A 16,110-nucleotide genomic window follows, 5' to 3' on the forward strand; every position below is an offset into this window, starting at 1 on the left:
CCGTCCCGGTCAGCCCGCCGCGGCCAGCCGCAGCGTGACGCTCCCGGCGGCGAGCGCGCCGTCGTCGGCCGGCCGCCACGGGTTCTCGCCGTCGCGGGCGGCGTGCACGGCGTCGGGCCGCGTCCACACGCGGTCCGCGACGCGCACCTCGACGACGTCGGTGACGGACGCCGCGGCGACCGCCCACTGGGCGGCTGCCCACGCGGCCCGCGCGGGGTCCCCGGTCGGCAGCGGCGTCGCGTCGATCCGGACGGTCACGCCGTCGTCGGCCGGTCCCTGCCGAGGCGAGGTGACGACGACGGCGTCGGCGCCCAGGCCCAGGTCGCGGGCGGCCCGCTCCGCGAGGGCGGCGGTGGCGTCGTCGGCGGGCCGCGGGTCGGCCACCGGGTCGAGCTGGCACGACACGGCGGCGGGCGAGTGCCCGGTGAGCGCGCTGGCCCACGCGCGCGAGCGCGTCTCGTGCTGCGCGTACGCCTCGGGGAACCCGGAGCGCTGCACGGCCTGCGCCGCGACGGTGACGGGCAGGTCCTCGTAGCCGGGCACCTGGACGAGCGCGTCGTAGAAGGCGTTCGTCGCGAACAGCGGGTCGAGGACCTGCTCGGGCGCACCCCAGCCCTGCGAGGGGCGTTGCTGGAACAGGCCGAGGGAGTCGCGGTCGCCGTAGTCGAGGTTGATGAGCTTGGACTCCTGGAGCGCGGTCGCCAGGCCGATGGTCGCGGCCCGGGCCGGCAGCGCCCGGCGCACCGTCGCCCCGGCGACGAGCGCGGCGTTCTCCGCCTGGGCGGGGGACAGGTACCAGTCCGTCCCGTCGAGCGTCGCGCTGCACCGCTGCCGCGCGGGCGTGTCCGAGCCCCGCTCCAGGGCCCACCACGCGCCCGCGCCGACCACCGCGACCGCGGCGACGACGGAGACGAGCGCTCGCCTCCGTCGTCGCCGGACGGCCGCGCGGGTGCTCACTGGGCGTGCAGCGCGGCGTTGAGCTCGATGCCGACGCCGCGGCGGGCGAGCACCTCGATGCCGCCGGTGGACGAGTTGCGGCGGAACAGCAGGTTCGGGACGCCGGACAGCTCGCGCGCCTTGACCACGCGGGGCGACCCGTCCTCGGCGGCCTCGCCCAGGACGGTCACCTTGGTGCCGGCGGTGACGTACAGGCCGGCCTCGATGACGGAGTCCGCGCCGAGCGCGATGCCCGCGCCCGCGTTGGCGCCCAGCAGGGCGCGCTCGCCGATGACGACGCGCTCCTTGCCGCCGCCCGACAGGGTGCCCATGATCGACGCGCCGCCACCGATGTCGGCGCCGTCGTGCACGACGACGCCCTGCGAGATGCGGCCCTCGACCATGGAGACGCCGAGCGTGCCGGCGTTGAAGTTCACGAAGCCCTCGTGCATCACGGTGGTGCCGGAGGCGAGGTGGGCGCCCAGGCGCACGCGGTCGGCGTCGGCGATGCGGACGCCCGCGGGGAGCACGTAGTCGACCATGCGCGGGAACTTGTCGACGCCGAGCACCGTGACGGGGCGGCGGTTCGCCGCGCGCAGGCGGGCGCGCGTCTCCTCGAACCCGTCGACGGCGCAGGGGCCGGCGTCGGTCCACACGACGTTGGCGAGCGCGCCGAAGATGCCGTCGAGGTTGACCGTGTTCGGTGCGACGAGGCGGTGCGAGAGCAGGTGCAGGCGCAGGTAGGCGTCGGCGGTGTCGGCGATCGGCGCGTCGAGGTCGACGACGGTGCGGACCAGCACCGTCTCGACGCCGCGGGCCTCGTCGCGGCCCACGAGCGCGGCGAGCGACGCGGGCGCGGCGCCCTCGGCGGGCTCGCCGAGCGCGGGCGCCGGGTACCAGGTGTCGAGCGTGGCGGCGGCATCGGTGCCGAGGATCTCGGGGAGGGTGACGGTGGCGAGGCCATGGCCCCAGGCGGCGCGGGTCATGGGTGAAGCCTAGTTGCCGCCGGTAAGGTCGGGCCCGTGACGTCCACCGCAGCACACCGCCCTGTCGACCTGCTCGCGCTCGCGGAGGCGGCCCGCCCGGGAGGCCCCGGAGCAGACCTCGTCGCGCTGCTCGCCGCGGTGTGCGACGTCGAGTCGGTCTCGGGAGACGAGAAGGCGCTCGCCGACGCCGTCGAGGCGCTCCTGACGGCGCAGCCGCACCTGGAGGTGCTGCGCGACGGCGACTGCGTCGTGGCCCGCACGCACCTGGGGCGCGAGCGCCGCGTCGTCTTCGCCGGCCACCTCGACACCGTCCCGCTCGCGGACCCGCCGAACCTGCCCACCCGGCTTGCCGAGACGGACTCGGGCGGCGAGCTGTGGGGCCGCGGCACGGTCGACATGAAGGCCGGCATCGCCGTCATGCTCGCGCTCGCGGTCGACCTGGGCCGCCCGGGCGCGGAGCCCACGAGCGACCTGACGTTCGTCTTCTACGACCAGGAAGAGGTCGAGGCCGTGCGCAACGGCCTGGGCCGCCTGGCCCGCCACCGCCCGGACCTGCTCGAGGGCGACTTCGCCGTCGTCGGCGAGCCGTCCGACGCCGGCATCGAGGGCGGCTGCAACGGCACCATCCGGGTCGAGGTGAGCACGCGCGGGGTGGCCGCGCACTCGGCCCGCGCCTGGACGGGCGTCAACGCGATCCACCTCGCCGCCCCGATCCTCGACCGCCTCGCCGCCTACGAGCCGCGCGAGGTCGAGGTGGACGGGCTCGTGTACCGCGAGTCGCTCGGCGCCGTCGGCATCCGCGGGGGCGTCGCGGGCAACGTGGTCCCCGACGCGTGCGTCGTCACGGTGAACTACCGCTTCGCTCCGTCGCTGTCGACCGCCGGGGCCGAGAACCACCTGCGCGACCTGTTCGACGGCTTCGACGTGCGCGTCACCGACGCGGCCGGCGGGGCGCGCCCCGGCCTGGACGCCCCGCTCGCCGTCGCGTTCGCCGACGCCGTCCTGGCCGTCACGGGCGGCACCCCGCGGCCCAAGTACGGCTGGACCGACGTCGCGCGCTTCGCCGACCTCGGGATCCCCGCGGTGAACTTCGCCCCGGGCGACCCGGTCCTCGCCCACAAGGACGACGAGCGCGTCCCCGTCGCGCAGCTGGCGCTGTGCCGGGACGCCCTCCGCGCCTGGCTGCTGGCCTGACCGTAGGGTGAGGTCATGAGCGAGCGAGTCACCGACGACGGCGTCGCGCAGCGCGGGGCGGGCTACCGCAAGGGGCCCGTGCTGCTGCGCGGCACGCAGATCCCCGACCAGACCACCGACCAGCGCCTCCTGGCCGGGCCCCAGGACACCGACTGGCTGCACAACGACCCGTGGCGGGTCATGCGCATCCAGTCGGAGTTCGTCGAGGGCTTCGGCGCGCTCGCCGAGGTCGGCCCCGCCGTCTCCGTCTTCGGGTCGGCGCGCACCCCGCGCGACCACCCGGACTACGCCGCGGCCGTCCAGGTGGGCCGCGACCTGGTCGACGCCGGTTACGCCGTCATCACGGGCGGCGGCCCGGGCATCATGGAGGCCGCGAACAAGGGCGCGCACGAAGCCGGCGGCCTGTCCGTCGGGCTCGGCATCGAGCTGCCCTTCGAGCAGGGCATGAACGAGTACGTCAACCTCGGCGTCAACTTCCGGTACTTCTTCGCCCGCAAGACGATGTTCGTCAAGTACGCGCAGGGGTTCATCGTCATGCCGGGCGGCTTCGGCACGTTCGACGAGCTCTTCGAGGCCCTGACCCTCGTCCAGACGCACAAGGTCACCGGGTTCCCGGTCGCGCTGGTCGGCGTCGACTTCTGGCAGGGGCTGCTCGACTGGCTGCACGGGCCGGTGCTGGACCGCGGCATGGTCTCCGCCGCGGACCCCGACCTGCTGCACCTCACGGACGACCCCACCGAGGCGGTCAAGTACGTCCTCGAGCGCGGCGCCGAGCTCGCCGCGGTCGAGCGGGCGGCCCAGGCCGCGTCCGCGGACGCGCCGACCGAGGGGTGAGCGCGCCCGACCCGGTGGTGCCCCCGGGCGGGGCCCCGCTGGTGCTGCGCGGCCGCGAGCTGGGCCGCGACGCCGACGGCTCGCGCCGCGGCGTCGTCATGGCCATCCTCAACCGCACGACCGACTCGTTCTACGCCCCGGCCCGCAAGCCCGACGACGCCGCCGCGCTCGACGCCGCCCACCGCGCGTGGGAGGAGGGCGCCGAGATCCTCGACGTCGGCGGGGTCCGCGCGGGCGTCGGGCCCGTGGTCGACGACGCCGAGGAGATCCGCCGGGTCGTGCCGTTCGTGGCGCGCGTGCGGGCCGAGCTGCCCGACCTCGTCCTGTCCGTGGACACGTGGCGGGCGAGCGTCGCGCGCGAGGCGATCGCCGCGGGCGCCGACCTCGTCAACGACACGTGGGCCGGCGCCGACCCGCACCTCGTCGAGGTCGCGGGGGAGGCCGGCGTCGGCGTCGTCTGCTCCCACACGGGCGGCGCGACGCCGCGCACCGACCCGCACCGCGTCGCCTACCCCGCCCCCGACCAGGGCGACCCGCGCGACGGCGTCCTGCTCGACGTCGTCGCGACCCTGCGGGCGGCCGCCGCGCGGGCCGTCGCGTGCGGCGTGCCGGCCGCCAGCGTGCTCGTGGACCCCACGCACGACTTCGGGAAGAACACCTGGCACTCGCTCCACCTGCTGCGCCGCACCCCGGCGCTCGCGGGGCTCGGCCACCCGCTCCTCATGGCGCTGTCGCGCAAGGACTTCGTGGGCGAGACGCTCGGGCTGCCGCCCGACGAGCGGCTCGAGGGGACGCTCGCGGCCACCGCGCTCGCGGCCTGGCTGGGCGCGCGGGTGTTCCGCGCGCACGACGTCGCCGCCACGCGCCGTGTGCTCGACCTCGTCGCCGTGGTGCGCGACGAGGCGGTCCCGGCGCAGGTCCTGCGCGGTCTCGCCTGAGCACCGACTTGCGACGGGGTTCCACGACGGGGTTTGGCGTGAACTAGACTGTGTCCTGGCGAAACGACCGCACAACGGAATGGAGTGCCACAGATGGCTGCGATGAAGCCGCGCACGGGTGACGGCCCCCTGGAGGTCACCAAGGAGGGACGCGGCATCGTCATGCGGGTCCCGCTCGAAGGCGGTGGCCGTCTGGTCGTCGAGCTCAACGCCACGGAGGCGAGCGAGCTGGGAGAGGCGCTGAAGGCCGTCGTCGCCTGACGGACCCACGAGACACGAACACACGGAGCGCGGGGCAGGTCGGCTGCCCCGCGCTCCGTCGTCCTCAGGCCCGCTTCACCGCGAGCAGCAGCCCGTCGCCCACGGGCACGAGCGCGGGCACCAGGCCCACGTCGGCGAGGACCGCCTCGCCGAGCTCGCGCGCGGCGGCCGCCTCGTCGGCCGTCCCCGGACCCGGGCCGACCGGGAGCACGCCCTCGACGACGAGCATCCCGCCCGGGCGCAGCAGCCGCAGGGCACGCGACGCGTAGTCGAACCAGGCGAGCGCGTCCCCGCCGACCAGCACCAGGTCGTACGCGTCGTCCGCGAGCCGCGGCAGCACCTCGCCGGCCCGGCTCGCGATGACGCGCGTCCGGGTGGGGGCACGCCCGCCTCGGCGAACGCCGCCCGCGCCGCCCGCAGGTGCTCGGTGTCCGGGTCAATCACCGTCAGGACGCCGTCCGCCGGCATCCCCCGCAGCAGCCACAGGGCCGCGACGCCCGCGCACGTCCCGACCTCCACGACGGCCCGCGCCCCGAGCGCGGCCGTGAGCACGGCGAGCACCGACCCGGCGCCGGGGGAGACGGGCGTGCCGCCGAGGTGCTCCGCGCGCTCGCGGGCCCGGAGCAGCACGGCGTCCTCCGCGACGAACCCCTCGCCGTACAGCCAGGCGGTGGGGACGGCGTCCGCGCTGATGTGGTCCTCCGGGAAGGGGATGTCGGGATGGGGTGAAGGTGTGGCGCGCAGCGTGCTCGGCCCGCACGGATGCTAACCCCGCCGTGACACGATGGTCCCGATGAGCAGCCTGCCGACCGTCGACGTGACCGCCCCCGCACCGGCGCGCGGCGCCGAGGCGTGGACGCCGCCGACGTGGGACGCGATCGTGCGCGAGCACTCCGCCCGCGTGTACCGGCTCGCCTACCGGCTCACCGGCAACCGCCAGGACGCCGAGGACCTCACGCAGGAGACGTTCCTGCGCGTGTTCCGCTCGCTGTCGGGCTACACGCCCGGCACGTTCGAGGGCTGGCTGCACCGCATCACCACCAACCTGTTCCTCGACTCCGTGCGCCGCGCCAAGCGCGTCCGCATGGACGCCATGGGCGACGACGCCGCCCACGTCGTCGACGACGACGCGCTCGGGCGCCCGGAGCGCGGGTTCGAGCACGCCCACCTCGACAACGACGTGCAGGCCGCCCTCGACGCGTTGCGCCCTGAGTTCCGCGCCGCCGTCGTGCTGTGCGACATCGAGGGCCTGTCCTACGAGGAGATCGCCGTGACCCTGGGGGTCAAGCTCGGCACCGTGCGCTCACGCATCCACCGTGCCCGCGCCCAGCTGCGCTCCGCCCTCGCCCACCGCGAGTCCGACCGGTGAGCGCGCACCTCGGGGTGTGGCTCAGCCCCCTCGCCGACGGCCAGCTCCCGCCCGCCCAGGCCGAGCGGGCGCTCGCGCACGTCGCCGTCTGCGCCCGGTGCGCCTCGGGCCTCGCGGCCGAGCGGGCCGCGCGGCAGGCGCTCGCGGCCGCCACCGAGGTGAGCGTCGCCGCCGACCTGACCGAGCGGCTCATGGCGCTCTCGTCGACCGTCCCGCCCGCCGCGGGGGACCCGCTGCGCGAGCGCCCCGCCCCCGCCTGGCCCGTCGCGGGAGACACCACCGTGGCGCTCACCGGACCGCTCGCGGGCGACGTCGTGGGCTCGCGGCGCGGCCTGCGCCGCTGGCTCGGGGCGTAGGGCGCCGCGGCCCTCGGCGCCGTCGCGCGCGGCTAGGCTGGCGACGTGTTGTTCGACATCAACGGCGGCGAGTTCCTCATCATCGTGGTGCTCGCGCTGGTGCTCATCGGGCCGGAGAGGCTGCCGCAGTACGCCGCGCAGCTCGCGCGCCTGGTCAAGCGCGTGAGGGCGCTGGCGGCGGACGCGAAGGACCGCGTCTCCGACGAGCTGGGACCTGAGCTGGCCGACGTCGACTGGTCGAAGCTCGACCCGCGGCAGTACGACCCGCGGCGCATCGTGCGCGACGCCCTGCTGGAGGACGGGCCGATCCTCGGCGCGTCCCGGACCGCGGCGGCCGCTGCCCCGGCCGCCCGCCCGGCGCGGACCTCCGCCGTCCCGGGCGGCGCGGTGCCCTTCGACCCGGAGGCCACCTGAGCCTCGCTCCACCTGTCCGCCGCGACCGCCTGGGCGCGGCGCGTCCCGCCTGAGCGCCGCGAACGCGTTGCGGCGCCACCGTCCGAACCTGTCAGAATGAGGCCCATGTCCGCCCCCCTCGCCACCGGCAGCGTCGCCCCCGCGGCGACCGGTCACCGCCCCCGCATCCTGTCCGGCATGCAGCCCACCGACGGCTCGCTCCACCTGGGCAACTACATCGGGGCGCTGCGGCAGTGGGTGGCTCTCCAGGACGACTTCGACGCCCTGTACTTCGTGGCCGACCTGCACTCGCTCACGGTCAACCCCGACCCGGCCGCCCTGCGGGAGCGGACGCGGCGTACCGCGGCCCAGTACCTCGCCGCGGGCGTCGACCCGTCGCGGTCGATCCTCTTCGTGCAGTCGCACGTGCCCGAGCACGCGCAGCTCGGCTGGCTCCTGCAGTGCCAGACCGGCTTCGGCGAGGCCAGCCGCATGACGCAGTTCAAGGACAAGTCGAGCAAGCAGGGCTCCGAGGGCACCACGGTGGGCCTCTTCGCCTACCCCATGCTCATGGCGGCCGACATCCTGCTGTACGACTCGGCCCTCGTGCCCGTCGGCGAGGACCAGCGCCAGCACCTCGAGCTGACCCGCGACCTCGCGGAGCGCGTCAACACGCGCTTCGGCGCGGGCACCGTCGTCGTCCCCGACGCCCACATCGTCAAGGCGGGGGCGAAGATCCAGGACCTGCAGAACCCGTCCGCCAAGATGAGCAAGTCGTCGTCCGGCGGCAAGGGCGTCGTGTGGCTGCTGGAGGACCCGAAGAAGGCCGCCAAGGCCGTCAAGGGCGCCGTCACGGACGCCGACGAGACGTACGCCGTCCGGTTCGACCCGGCCGCGAAGCCCGGCATCTCGAACCTGCTGACCATCTTCTCCGCCGTGACCGGCCGCGAGATCGACGACATCGCCGCGGAGTACGACGGCCGCGGCTACGGCTACCTCAAGGTGGACCTCGCCGACGCGGTCGTCGCGTGGCTGGCCCCGTTCCAGGAGCGCGCCTCGACGTACCTCGCCGACCCCGCAGAGCTCGACAAGGTGCTCGCCGACGGCGCCGACCGTGCCCGTGCGATCGCCGCGCCCGTGCTCGACCGCGTCTACGAGCGCTTCGGCCTGCTCCCCGTGGCGCGCGGCTGAGGTCCGGCGTCGTGCACATCCCCGAGCGGGGCCCCGCGCAGGCGCGGATCGGGATCTCGATCGCCGTGCCCGAGCCGTGGGCGACCGTCCTGCAGGAGGCGCGCGAGGACTTCGGCGACCCCCGCGCCGCGACGATCCCGCCGCACATCACGCTCATCGGCCCGACCGTCGTCGACGAGGCGATCATGCCGGTCGTGTGGAAGCACCTCGAGAAGGTCGCGAGCGAGACGCCGGTGTTCCGCCTGCACCTGCGCGGGTCGGGGACGTTCCGGCCCGTGTCGCCCGTGGTGTTCGTCAACGTCGTCGAGGGCATCGCCGAGTGCGAGCAGCTCGAGCTCGCGACGCGCTCGGGCATCCTCGCGCAGGACGTGCGCTTCAACTACCACCCGCACGTCACGGTGGCCCACGAGCTGTCGGACGACGCCCTCGACCGTGCGTTCACCCAGATGGCCGGGTTCGACGCCGCGTTCGACGTCACGGCCCTGTGGCAGTACGAGCACGGCGACGACGGCGTGTGGCGGCCGCAGCGCCGCTTCCCCCTGCGAGGCGCCTGAGGCGTTCCTAGGCTCGGTGCCGTGGACCTGCCCGCGCCCGTGAGCCGCGCGGTCGAGCGCTGGAAGGACTCCCGCCTCGGCCGGACGCTCGCCTGGTACGGCGCCCGCAACGGCCCGCTGCTGTGCGGCGGGATCGCCTACTCGGCGCTGTTCAGCCTGTTCGCCGGGCTCACGATCGGCTGGTCGGTGTTCTCGGCGTCGCTCGGCCGCAACGCGGGCCTGCGCGACGCCGTCCTCGACCAGGTGGACACCTGGGTCCCGGGGCTCGTCGGCGACGGCCCGAAGGACATGATCAGTCCCGACAAGCTCGTCCTGCCCTCGGCCCTGACTTGGGCGACCGTCGTCGCCGCCGTCGTGCTGCTCGTCTCGGCCCTCGGCGTGATGGGCGCCCTGCGGAGCTCGGTGCGCGCGATGTTCGACCTGCCCGCGGCGGGCCAGAACCCCGTCCTCGCGCGCGTCTGGCAGCTCGCCGGGTTCGCGCTGCTGGGCGTCGGCGTCGTCGCCTCCGCGGGAGCCTCGGTGGCCGCGGGGGCCGTGGGGCAGGTCGTCGAGTCGTGGCTGGGCGGCAGCCAGGCCGTCGCGTGGGCGGTACGGCTGGGCGGCGCCGCCGTCGGGGTCGCCCTCGACGCCGTCGTGGTCGTCATGATCATCACCGTCGTCGGCGGGGCGCGGCCGACGCGACGCGACCTGGTCCTGGGCAGCCTCGCCGCGGGTGTCGTGGCCGGCGCGCTGCGGTGGCTGGGCACCACGATCGTGGTGGGCTCCGCCGGAGCCAACCGCCTGCTGGCCCCGTTCGCCGCGATCGTGACGATCCTGGTCCTGGTCAACTTCGTCGCCCGGCTCCTGCTGCTCACGTGCGCCTGGATGCACGACCCGCCGCGGCGGACGCCGGCTGAGGGGGCGTGACGCCCCAGGTCGGCGGTTTCGCTCCGGATCGGCGGACGCATCCACCGACCCGAGGCAGAACCGCCGACCCGAGCGAAGCCGCCGACCCGACGGGCCCGGACCCCCAGGGGGGCGGGGTCGTGGTTGTGCACAGGGGGATCGGGGGCGTTCTTTCGGGGGTGGCGCGGGGCAGGGTGGCGGCATGGAGCGTGCCGACGGTCTCGTGCTTGCCGCGGAGCATCACCCGAACCTGCTGCGCAGCCGGGTCCGGCGCGGAGAGCTGGAGCGCCTCCGGCGTGGCGCCTACCTCCCGACGGACACCATCGCCGCGGACCGTCACGTCGCGGCGCGCGTCCGGGCGGTCGCTCGCATCCGCGCCGTGCACGCACGGCTCGACGCGCCTCACGTCTTCAGCCACACGTCGGCGGCACTCCTGTGGGACCTCCCGCTCTGGGAGCCCGACCCCAGGGTGCACGTCGTCCAGGGTTACCGGGCGGGCGGGTCCGCCGCCGACGACGTCGCGAGGCACCGCGCTGTGCTCGACCGGTGGGTCGAGCTGGACGGCCTCCCCGTCACCGACCTGGTACGAACGGTGGCCGACTGCCTGCTCGCGCTGCACCCGCTGCACGGCCTGGTGATCCTCGACGCTGCGCTGCGGCAAGGAGTCGACCGCCGCTCGGTCCGCGATGCCGTGCTCGCGCAACGCCGCCGCAACGGCAAGGCGCGCGCCCAGGTGCTGATCGAGCTGGGCGACGCGGGAGCCGAGTCGGCCTGGGAGACGTGGCTGCGCTACGTCGCGCTGCGGCTCGGCCTGCCGCGGCCCGTCACACAGTTCCCGATCGCCACCCGTTCCGGTACCTACCGGTCCGACCTCGCCTGGCCGAGGGACCGCGTGCTGGCGGAGTTCGACGGGCGGGTCAAGTACACGGCCGACGGCCTCGGAGCGGGGTGGGACCCCGACCGCTACCGGTTCGACGAGAAGCGCCGGGACGACGTGATCGCCGAGACGCTCGGCGTCCGCCCGCTCCGGTTCGTCGCGGCCGACGCTCGAACCCTCGCCGCGGTCGAGTCACGCCTGCTGGCGGCCTTCCCGACGTCGACCCGCCGCGCGGCCCGCCGCAACCCGCTCCTCCCGCCGCCGTAGCGCGGGATCCTGACGCCGCCGGGTCGGCGGTTCTGCTCCAGATCGGCGGACGCATCCGCCGACCCGAGCCACAACCGCCGACCCGAGCCAGGGCCAGCCGTCCCCACCCGGGACGGCGACGGCGGCCGGCCCCGGGTGGGGACGGCCGCCGTCGCGCGGGGAGAGCGGGGTCAGAAGGCGCGGCGGATCATCGCCTGCTTGACCTCCTGGATCGCCTTCGTCACCTGGATGCCGCGCGGGCACGCCTCGGTGCAGTTGAAGGTGGTGCGGCAGCGCCACACGCCCTCCTTGTCGTTGAGGATGTCCAGGCGCTGCTGGCCGCCCTCGTCACGGCTGTCGAAGATGAACCGGTGCGCGTTGACGATCGCGGCCGGGCCGAAGTACTGCCCGTCCGTCCAGAACACCGGGCACGACGACGTGCACGCGGCGCACAGGATGCACTTGGTGGTGTCGTCGAACCTGGCGTGGTCGGCCGCGGACTGCAGGCGCTCGCGCGTCGGCTCGTTGCCCGAGGTGATGAGGAACGGCATGACCTCGCGGTACGAGGCGAAGAACGGCTCCATGTCCACGACGAGGTCCTTGACCACGGGCAGGCCCTTGATGGGCTCGACCGTGATGGGCTTGTCGGGGTTGACGTCCTTGAGCAGCGTCTTGCACGCGAGGCGGTTGCGGCCGTTGATGCGCATGGCGTCCGAGCCGCAGACGCCGTGCGCGCACGAGCGGCGGAACGTCAGCGAGCCGTCCTGCTCCCACTTGATCTTGTGCAGGGCGTCGAGGATGCGGTCGGTGGCGTGCGCCTCGACCTGGTACTCCTCCCACGTGGCCTCCGCGGAGACCTCGGGGTTGAAGCGCCGGATCTTGATCGTGACGGTGAAGGAGGCGACCTCGCCCACCTTCGCGGGTGCTTCTGCGACGGCAGTCATCAGTACTTCCGCTCCATCGGCTCGTAGCGGGTCTGGATCACGGGCTTGGAGCCGAGCACGACCTTGTAGCCGTCCAGGTTCTCCACATGGTCGAAGTAGCCCTCGACGTGCCCGTCGGCGACGTCGGAGGCCGACGGCGGGCGGCGGTACGCCATGGTGTGCAGCATGTAGTTGACGTCGTCGCGGTCCGGGTAGTCCTCGCGGTAGTGGCCGCCGCGCGACTCCTTGCGGTTGAGCGCCGCGAGCACCGTGACCTCGGCGATGTCGAGCAGGAAGCCCAGCTCGATCGCCTCGAGCAGGTCGGTGTTGAAGAGCTTGCCCTTGTCCTGCACCGAGACGTTCCGGTAGCGCTTCTGCAGGTCCTTGATGACGGCGATGGCCTCGCCGAGCGACTCGCCCGTGCGGAACACCTGGGCGTTGGCGTCCATGGTCTCCTGGAGCGTGCGGCGCAGGTCGGCCACGCGCTCGCCGTCGGGCCGCGAGCGCATGTCCTCGAGCTGCGCGACGACGGCGGCCGCCGGGTCCTCCGGCAGCGGCAGGTGCGCCTCGACGGTCTTGGCGTACGCGGCGGCGGCGCGGCCGGACCGCTTGCCGAACACGTTGATGTCGAGCAGCGAGTTGGTGCCCAGGCGGTTGGACCCGTGCACGGACACGCACGCGACCTCGCCGGCGGCGTACAGGCCGCGCACCACGTTGTGGCCGTCGCGCAGCACCTCGCCCTGCACGTTGGTGGGCACGCCGCCCATCGCGTAGTGCGCCGTCGGATAGACGGGCACGGGCTCGGTGTACGGCTCGACGCCCAGGTAGGTGCGCGCGAACTCGGTGATGTCCGGGAGCTTCGCGTCGATGTGCGCGGGCTCCAGGTGCGTCAGGTCGAGCAGCACGTAGTCCTTGTTGGGGCCGGCGCCGCGGCCCTCGCGCACCTCGTTGGCCATCGACCGGGCGACGATGTCGCGCGGCGCGAGGTCCTTGATGGTGGGGGCGTAGCGCTCCATGAAGCGCTCGCCGTCGGCGTTGCGCAGGATGCCGCCCTCGCCGCGGGCCGCCTCCGACAGGAGGATGCCCAGGCCCGCGAGGCCTGTCGGGTGGAACTGGAAGAACTCCATGTCCTCGAGCGGCAGGCCGCGGCGGTAGGCGAGCGCCATGCCGTCACCGGTGAGGGTGTGGGCGTTCGACGTCGTCTTGAAGATCTTCCCCGCGCCGCCCGTGGCGAAGATGATCGCCTTGGCCTGGAACACGTGGATCTCGCCGCTCGCCAGGTCGTACGCGACGACGCCCGTGGCGTTGACCTCGGCGCCGTCCGCGAGCTCCTCGGTGGTGAGGTCGTGGTCGGTGAGCAGGTCGAGCACGTAGAACTCGTTGTAGAACTCGACGTTCTGCTTGACGCAGTTCTGGTACAGCGTCTGCAGGATCATGTGGCCGGTGCGGTCCGCGGCGTAGCAGGCGCGGCGCACCGCGGCCTCGCCGTGGTTGCGGGTGTGGCCGCCGAACCGGCGCTGGTCGACGCGGCCCTCGGGCGTGCGGTTGAACGGCAGGCCCATCTTCTCCAGGTCGAGGACGGCGTCGATGGCCTCCTTCGCCAGGATCTCGGCGGCGTCCTGGTCGACCAGGTAGTCACCGCCCTTGACGGTGTCGAAGGTGTGCCACTCCCAGTTGTCGTCCTCGACGTTGGCGAGCGCGGCGGCCATGCCGCCCTGGGCGGCACCCGTGTGGGAGCGGGTCGGGTACAGCTTGGAGATGACGGCGGTGCGGGCGTCCTTCGAGGCCTCGAGCGCCGCACGCATCCCGGCGCCACCCGCGCCGACGATGACGACGTCGTACTGGTGTGTCTGCATGGATTCAGTCCTCGGGGATCAGACGGCGGGGCAGAACGACGGCAGGAGGTCCTGCGTGGCGCCGGGCGGGCACGGGTCGAACGTGAAGATCACGAGGGTGCCGAGCACGACGACGATCGTGAACGCCAGGTAGAGCAGCGCCTTGAGCACCAGCCGCGTGCCGTCCTTGGACGCGTAGTCGTTGATGATCGTGCGCACGCCGTTGGTGCCGTGGATCATCGCGAGCCACAGCATCAGCAGGTCCCAGACCTTCCAGAACGGCCCGGCCCACTTGCCCGCGACGAAGGCGAAGTCGATCGAGTGGACGCCCTCGCCCGTCATGAGGTTGACGAACAGGTGCCCGAAGATCAGGACGAGCAGCAGCACGCCGGACGCCCGCATGAACATCCAGCTGTACAGCTCGTAGTTCGAGCGCGTCGCCTTCTGCCGGACGTACGGGGCGCGGGGGTTGTCGACCGCGGTCATCTCAGTGCCCTCCGAACGTGTTCATCAGGTGCCGCGGCAGGAAGCCCGCCATGACCACCACGAAGAGACCGAGCGCGACGTAGAGCATCACGCGCTGGTACTTCGGGCCCTTGGCCCAGAAGTCCACCAGGATGATCCGGACGCCGTTGAACGCGTGGAACACCACCGCGGCGACCAGCCCGGCCTCGCCGAGGCCCATGATCCAGTGCCGGTACGTGCCGATGATCGCGTTGTAGGCCTCCGGGGAGACCCGCACGAGCGAGGTGTCGAGCACGTGCACGAGCAGGAAGAAGAAGATCAGGACGCCGGTCACGCGGTGCGCGACCCACGACCACATGCCTTCGCGGCCGCGATAGAGCGTGCCGCCCGGTGCATCAGGCACGGTGGGAGCCTCCGGTCAGGGGTTCGTCGGGTTCCGTCGTCGTCGGCCCATGGCTCGACGACGAGCACGGGGCGGCGATGGGGTCACTGTAATGACACTGTGAACGTGGCCGAACCGCCCTGCGCCAGGTGCACCACGGCTTTGTGACCCATCCCACAGAGTTTGCTGGCACGGGTGATGTTGGCGTCACCTCGTCAGATCGTCCGGGGCCCGCTGCCCTACTCTTCATGCATGGTCTCCGAGCAGGTGGCCGCGCTGGCCGCGTCCTTCCATGACGAGCTGGTGGCGTTCCGTCGCGACCTGCACGCCCACCCGAGGTCTCGCGCGCCGAGGTCCGCACCACCGCCGTGGTCGTCGAGCGGCTGCGCGCGGCGGGCCTCGACCCGCGCCCCCTGCTCGTCACGGGAGCCGTCTGCGACATCGGCCCCGAGCGCGGGCCCGACGGAGAGGCGCTGCCCCGGCTCGGCCTGCGCGCCGACCTCGACGCCCTGCCCGTCGAGGACCGCTGCGAGTGCGACTGGCGCTCCACCGTCCCGCACGTCGCGCACGCCTGCGGGCACGACCTGCACACCACCGTGGTGCTCGGCGCCGGCCTGGTGCTCGCCGCGCTGCACGAGCAGGGCCTGCTCGCCCGCCCCGTGCGCCTCATCTTCCAGCCCGCCGAGGAGGTCCAGCCCGGGGGAGCGCACGACGTGCTCGCCCAGGGCGTCCTCGACGGCGTCGACCGCGTCGTCGCGCTGCACGCCGAGCCGAAGCTCGACGTCGGGCAGGTCGGCACGCGCATCGGGCCGATCACCTCGGCGTCCGACACCGTGTCCGTCACCGTCACGTCGTCGGGCGGCCACACGTCGCGCCCGCACCTGACCGGCGACGTCGTCTACGCGCTCGGGCAGGTCATCACGCAGGTCCCGGCCGTGCTGGGCCGGCGGCTCGACCCCCGTTCGGGCGTCAACCTCACGTGGGGCGCGATGCACGCGGGCGACGTCCCGAACGTCATGCCCTCGACGGGCACCGTCGCCGGCACGCTGCGCTGCCTCGACGTGCGCGCGTGGGAGAAGGCCGGCCAGGTGCTGCACGACGCCGTCGAGCAGGTCGTGGCGCCCTACGACGTCGAGGTGACGGTCCACCACCAGCGCGGCGTGCCGCCCGTCGACAACGACGAGGTCGTCACGGGCGAGCTCGAGGCCGCCGCCCGCGCCGTCGTCGGGCCCGGCGGCGTCGTGCTGACCGAGCAGTCGCTCGGCGGCGAGGACTTCGCCTGGTACCTCACCAAGGTGCCGGGTGCCATGGCGCGGCTCGGCACGGGCACGCCCGGGGCGCGCCGCTACGACCTCCACCAGGGCGACCTGACCGTCGACGAGCGCGCCATCGGCGTCGGCGTGCGGCTGCTCGCCGGGCTGGGCGCCGGAGTGCTCCAGCCGGCGGACTGACCGGCGGGCCACGAGCGTCCCCGGACGGCCGGGT

At 74.0% G+C, this 16,110-nt stretch carries 17 protein-coding genes and 2 pseudogenes; 12 read left to right on the top strand and 7 right to left on the bottom strand.

Features of this window, described 5'->3' with window-relative positions; genetic code table 11:
* Window positions 1-9: 9 nt before the first annotated feature.
* On the bottom strand, window positions 10-957 hold the full coding sequence (locus tag ET471_RS10030) for a hypothetical protein (protein ID WP_129187987.1): 948 nt from the start codon (window positions 955-957) through the stop codon (window positions 10-12).
* The gene (dapD, locus tag ET471_RS10035; RefSeq protein WP_129187989.1) at window positions 954-1,922 is read right to left on the bottom strand and encodes a 2,3,4,5-tetrahydropyridine-2,6-dicarboxylate N-succinyltransferase; all 969 of its coding nucleotides are present in this window, start codon (window positions 1,920-1,922) and stop codon (window positions 954-956) included. Before dapD ends, ET471_RS10030 begins: the two co-directional genes overlap by 4 nt.
* Window positions 1,923-1,991: 69 nt before the next feature.
* Here dapD and dapE point away from each other — a divergent pair, with 69 nt between their 5' ends.
* From dapE to ET471_RS10055, 4 genes are all read left to right on the top strand, one after another.
* Complete coding sequence (gene dapE / locus ET471_RS10040) at window positions 1,992-3,116, top strand: succinyl-diaminopimelate desuccinylase (RefSeq protein ID WP_129190885.1); 1,125 nt, start codon at window positions 1,992-1,994, stop codon at window positions 3,114-3,116.
* Window positions 3,117-3,131: 15 nt separating this feature from the next.
* A complete protein-coding gene (locus ET471_RS10045; RefSeq protein ID WP_129187991.1) occupies window positions 3,132-3,950 on the top strand; it encodes an LOG family protein in 819 nt (272 codons plus the stop codon).
* Entirely contained in the window at window positions 3,947-4,888 is a 942-nt protein-coding gene (folP, locus tag ET471_RS10050) for a dihydropteroate synthase (RefSeq protein ID WP_129187993.1), read from the top strand. Before ET471_RS10045 ends, folP begins: the two co-directional genes overlap by 4 nt.
* A gap of 93 nt (window positions 4,889-4,981) precedes the next feature.
* Window positions 4,982-5,149, top strand: coding sequence for a DUF3117 domain-containing protein (locus tag ET471_RS10055; RefSeq protein WP_012877752.1), 168 nt, complete (start codon window positions 4,982-4,984; stop codon window positions 5,147-5,149).
* Between the two features lie 64 nt (window positions 5,150-5,213).
* Here the strand turns inward: ET471_RS10055 and ET471_RS10060 are convergent.
* A pseudogene (locus ET471_RS10060) lies at window positions 5,214-5,842 on the bottom strand (O-methyltransferase).
* Window positions 5,843-5,942: 100 nt separating this feature from the next.
* On the opposite strand from ET471_RS10060, the gene sigE reads away from it, so the two are divergent.
* The 7 genes from sigE to ET471_RS10095 all read left to right on the top strand — a co-directional run bounded on the left by sigE (window position 5,943) and on the right by ET471_RS10095 (window position 11,041).
* A complete protein-coding gene (sigE, locus tag ET471_RS10065; RefSeq protein WP_165350468.1) occupies window positions 5,943-6,518 on the top strand; it encodes an RNA polymerase sigma factor SigE in 576 nt (191 codons plus the stop codon).
* Window positions 6,515-6,874 (top strand): zf-HC2 domain-containing protein, encoded by a 360-nt coding sequence (locus ET471_RS10070; RefSeq protein WP_129187997.1) that lies wholly within the window; start codon window positions 6,515-6,517, stop codon window positions 6,872-6,874. Before sigE ends, ET471_RS10070 begins: the two co-directional genes overlap by 4 nt.
* A 48-nt stretch (window positions 6,875-6,922) precedes the next feature.
* On the top strand, window positions 6,923-7,288 hold the full coding sequence (locus ET471_RS10075) for a twin-arginine translocase TatA/TatE family subunit (protein ID WP_242496531.1): 366 nt from the start codon (window positions 6,923-6,925) through the stop codon (window positions 7,286-7,288).
* Window positions 7,289-7,393: 105 nt separating this feature from the next.
* Complete coding sequence (trpS, locus tag ET471_RS10080; protein WP_129188001.1) at window positions 7,394-8,458, top strand: tryptophan--tRNA ligase; 1,065 nt, start codon at window positions 7,394-7,396, stop codon at window positions 8,456-8,458.
* An 11-nt stretch (window positions 8,459-8,469) separates the two neighbouring features.
* Complete coding sequence (locus ET471_RS10085) at window positions 8,470-9,012, top strand: 2'-5' RNA ligase family protein (RefSeq protein ID WP_129188003.1); 543 nt, start codon at window positions 8,470-8,472, stop codon at window positions 9,010-9,012.
* A 21-nt stretch (window positions 9,013-9,033) separates the two neighbouring features.
* Window positions 9,034-9,918, top strand: a complete 885-nt coding sequence (locus ET471_RS10090; protein ID WP_242496238.1) for a YhjD/YihY/BrkB family envelope integrity protein — start codon at window positions 9,034-9,036, stop codon at window positions 9,916-9,918.
* 181 nt (window positions 9,919-10,099) lie between these two features.
* Entirely contained in the window at window positions 10,100-11,041 is a 942-nt protein-coding gene (locus tag ET471_RS10095) for a hypothetical protein (RefSeq protein WP_129188005.1), read from the top strand.
* A gap of 170 nt (window positions 11,042-11,211) precedes the next feature.
* Here the strand turns inward: ET471_RS10095 and ET471_RS10100 are convergent, their stop codons facing one another.
* Genes ET471_RS10100 through sdhC form a run of 4 tightly spaced genes read right to left on the bottom strand, consistent with a single transcriptional unit; the run spans window position 11,212 to window position 14,646 of the window.
* Window positions 11,212-11,964, bottom strand: coding sequence for a succinate dehydrogenase iron-sulfur subunit (locus tag ET471_RS10100; protein ID WP_129188007.1), 753 nt, complete (start codon window positions 11,962-11,964; stop codon window positions 11,212-11,214).
* Window positions 11,964-13,799: a succinate dehydrogenase flavoprotein subunit gene (gene sdhA / locus ET471_RS10105; RefSeq protein WP_129188010.1), complete on the bottom strand. Its 1,836-nt coding sequence runs from the start codon at window positions 13,797-13,799 to the stop codon at window positions 11,964-11,966. Before sdhA ends, ET471_RS10100 begins: the two co-directional genes overlap by 1 nt.
* Before the next feature lie 18 nt (window positions 13,800-13,817).
* Window positions 13,818-14,264 carry a succinate dehydrogenase, hydrophobic membrane anchor protein gene (sdhD, locus tag ET471_RS10110; RefSeq protein ID WP_129188012.1) on the bottom strand — a complete coding sequence of 149 codons (447 nt, stop codon included), beginning with the start codon at window positions 14,262-14,264 and terminating at the stop codon, window positions 13,818-13,820.
* Window position 14,265: 1 nt separating this feature from the next.
* Window positions 14,266-14,646, bottom strand: a complete 381-nt coding sequence (sdhC, locus tag ET471_RS10115; protein WP_129188014.1) for a succinate dehydrogenase, cytochrome b556 subunit — start codon at window positions 14,644-14,646, stop codon at window positions 14,266-14,268.
* A gap of 231 nt (window positions 14,647-14,877) precedes the next feature.
* Between sdhC and ET471_RS10120 the strand changes: the two are divergent.
* A pseudogene (locus tag ET471_RS10120) lies at window positions 14,878-16,076 on the top strand (amidohydrolase).
* The last annotated feature ends 34 nt before the right edge of the window (window positions 16,077-16,110 follow it).

It is taken from the genome of Xylanimonas protaetiae (genome assembly GCF_004135385.1).
Classification (GTDB): Bacteria; Actinomycetota; Actinomycetes; order Actinomycetales; family Cellulomonadaceae; genus Xylanimonas; species Xylanimonas protaetiae.

Excerpts from the sequence above, each read along its gene's own strand:
- trpS (WP_129188001.1), top strand. The coding sequence starts at position 7,394 with ATGTCCGCCCCCCTCGCCACCGGCAGCGTCGCCCCCGCGGCGACCGGT.
- ET471_RS10055 (WP_012877752.1), top strand. The coding sequence starts at position 4,982 with ATGGCTGCGATGAAGCCGCGCACGGGTGACGGCCCCCTGGAGGTCACC.
- ET471_RS10100 (WP_129188007.1), bottom strand. The coding sequence starts at position 11,964 with ATGACTGCCGTCGCAGAAGCACCCGCGAAGGTGGGCGAGGTCGCCTCC.
- sdhD (WP_129188012.1), bottom strand. The coding sequence starts at position 14,264 with ATGACCGCGGTCGACAACCCCCGCGCCCCGTACGTCCGGCAGAAGGCG.
- dapD (WP_129187989.1), bottom strand. The coding sequence starts at position 1,922 with ATGACCCGCGCCGCCTGGGGCCATGGCCTCGCCACCGTCACCCTCCCC.
- sdhA (WP_129188010.1), bottom strand. The coding sequence starts at position 13,799 with ATGCAGACACACCAGTACGACGTCGTCATCGTCGGCGCGGGTGGCGCC.
- ET471_RS10095 (WP_129188005.1), top strand. The coding sequence starts at position 10,100 with ATGGAGCGTGCCGACGGTCTCGTGCTTGCCGCGGAGCATCACCCGAAC.
- sigE (WP_165350468.1), top strand. The coding sequence starts at position 5,943 with ATGAGCAGCCTGCCGACCGTCGACGTGACCGCCCCCGCACCGGCGCGC.
- ET471_RS10045 (WP_129187991.1), top strand. The coding sequence starts at position 3,132 with ATGAGCGAGCGAGTCACCGACGACGGCGTCGCGCAGCGCGGGGCGGGC.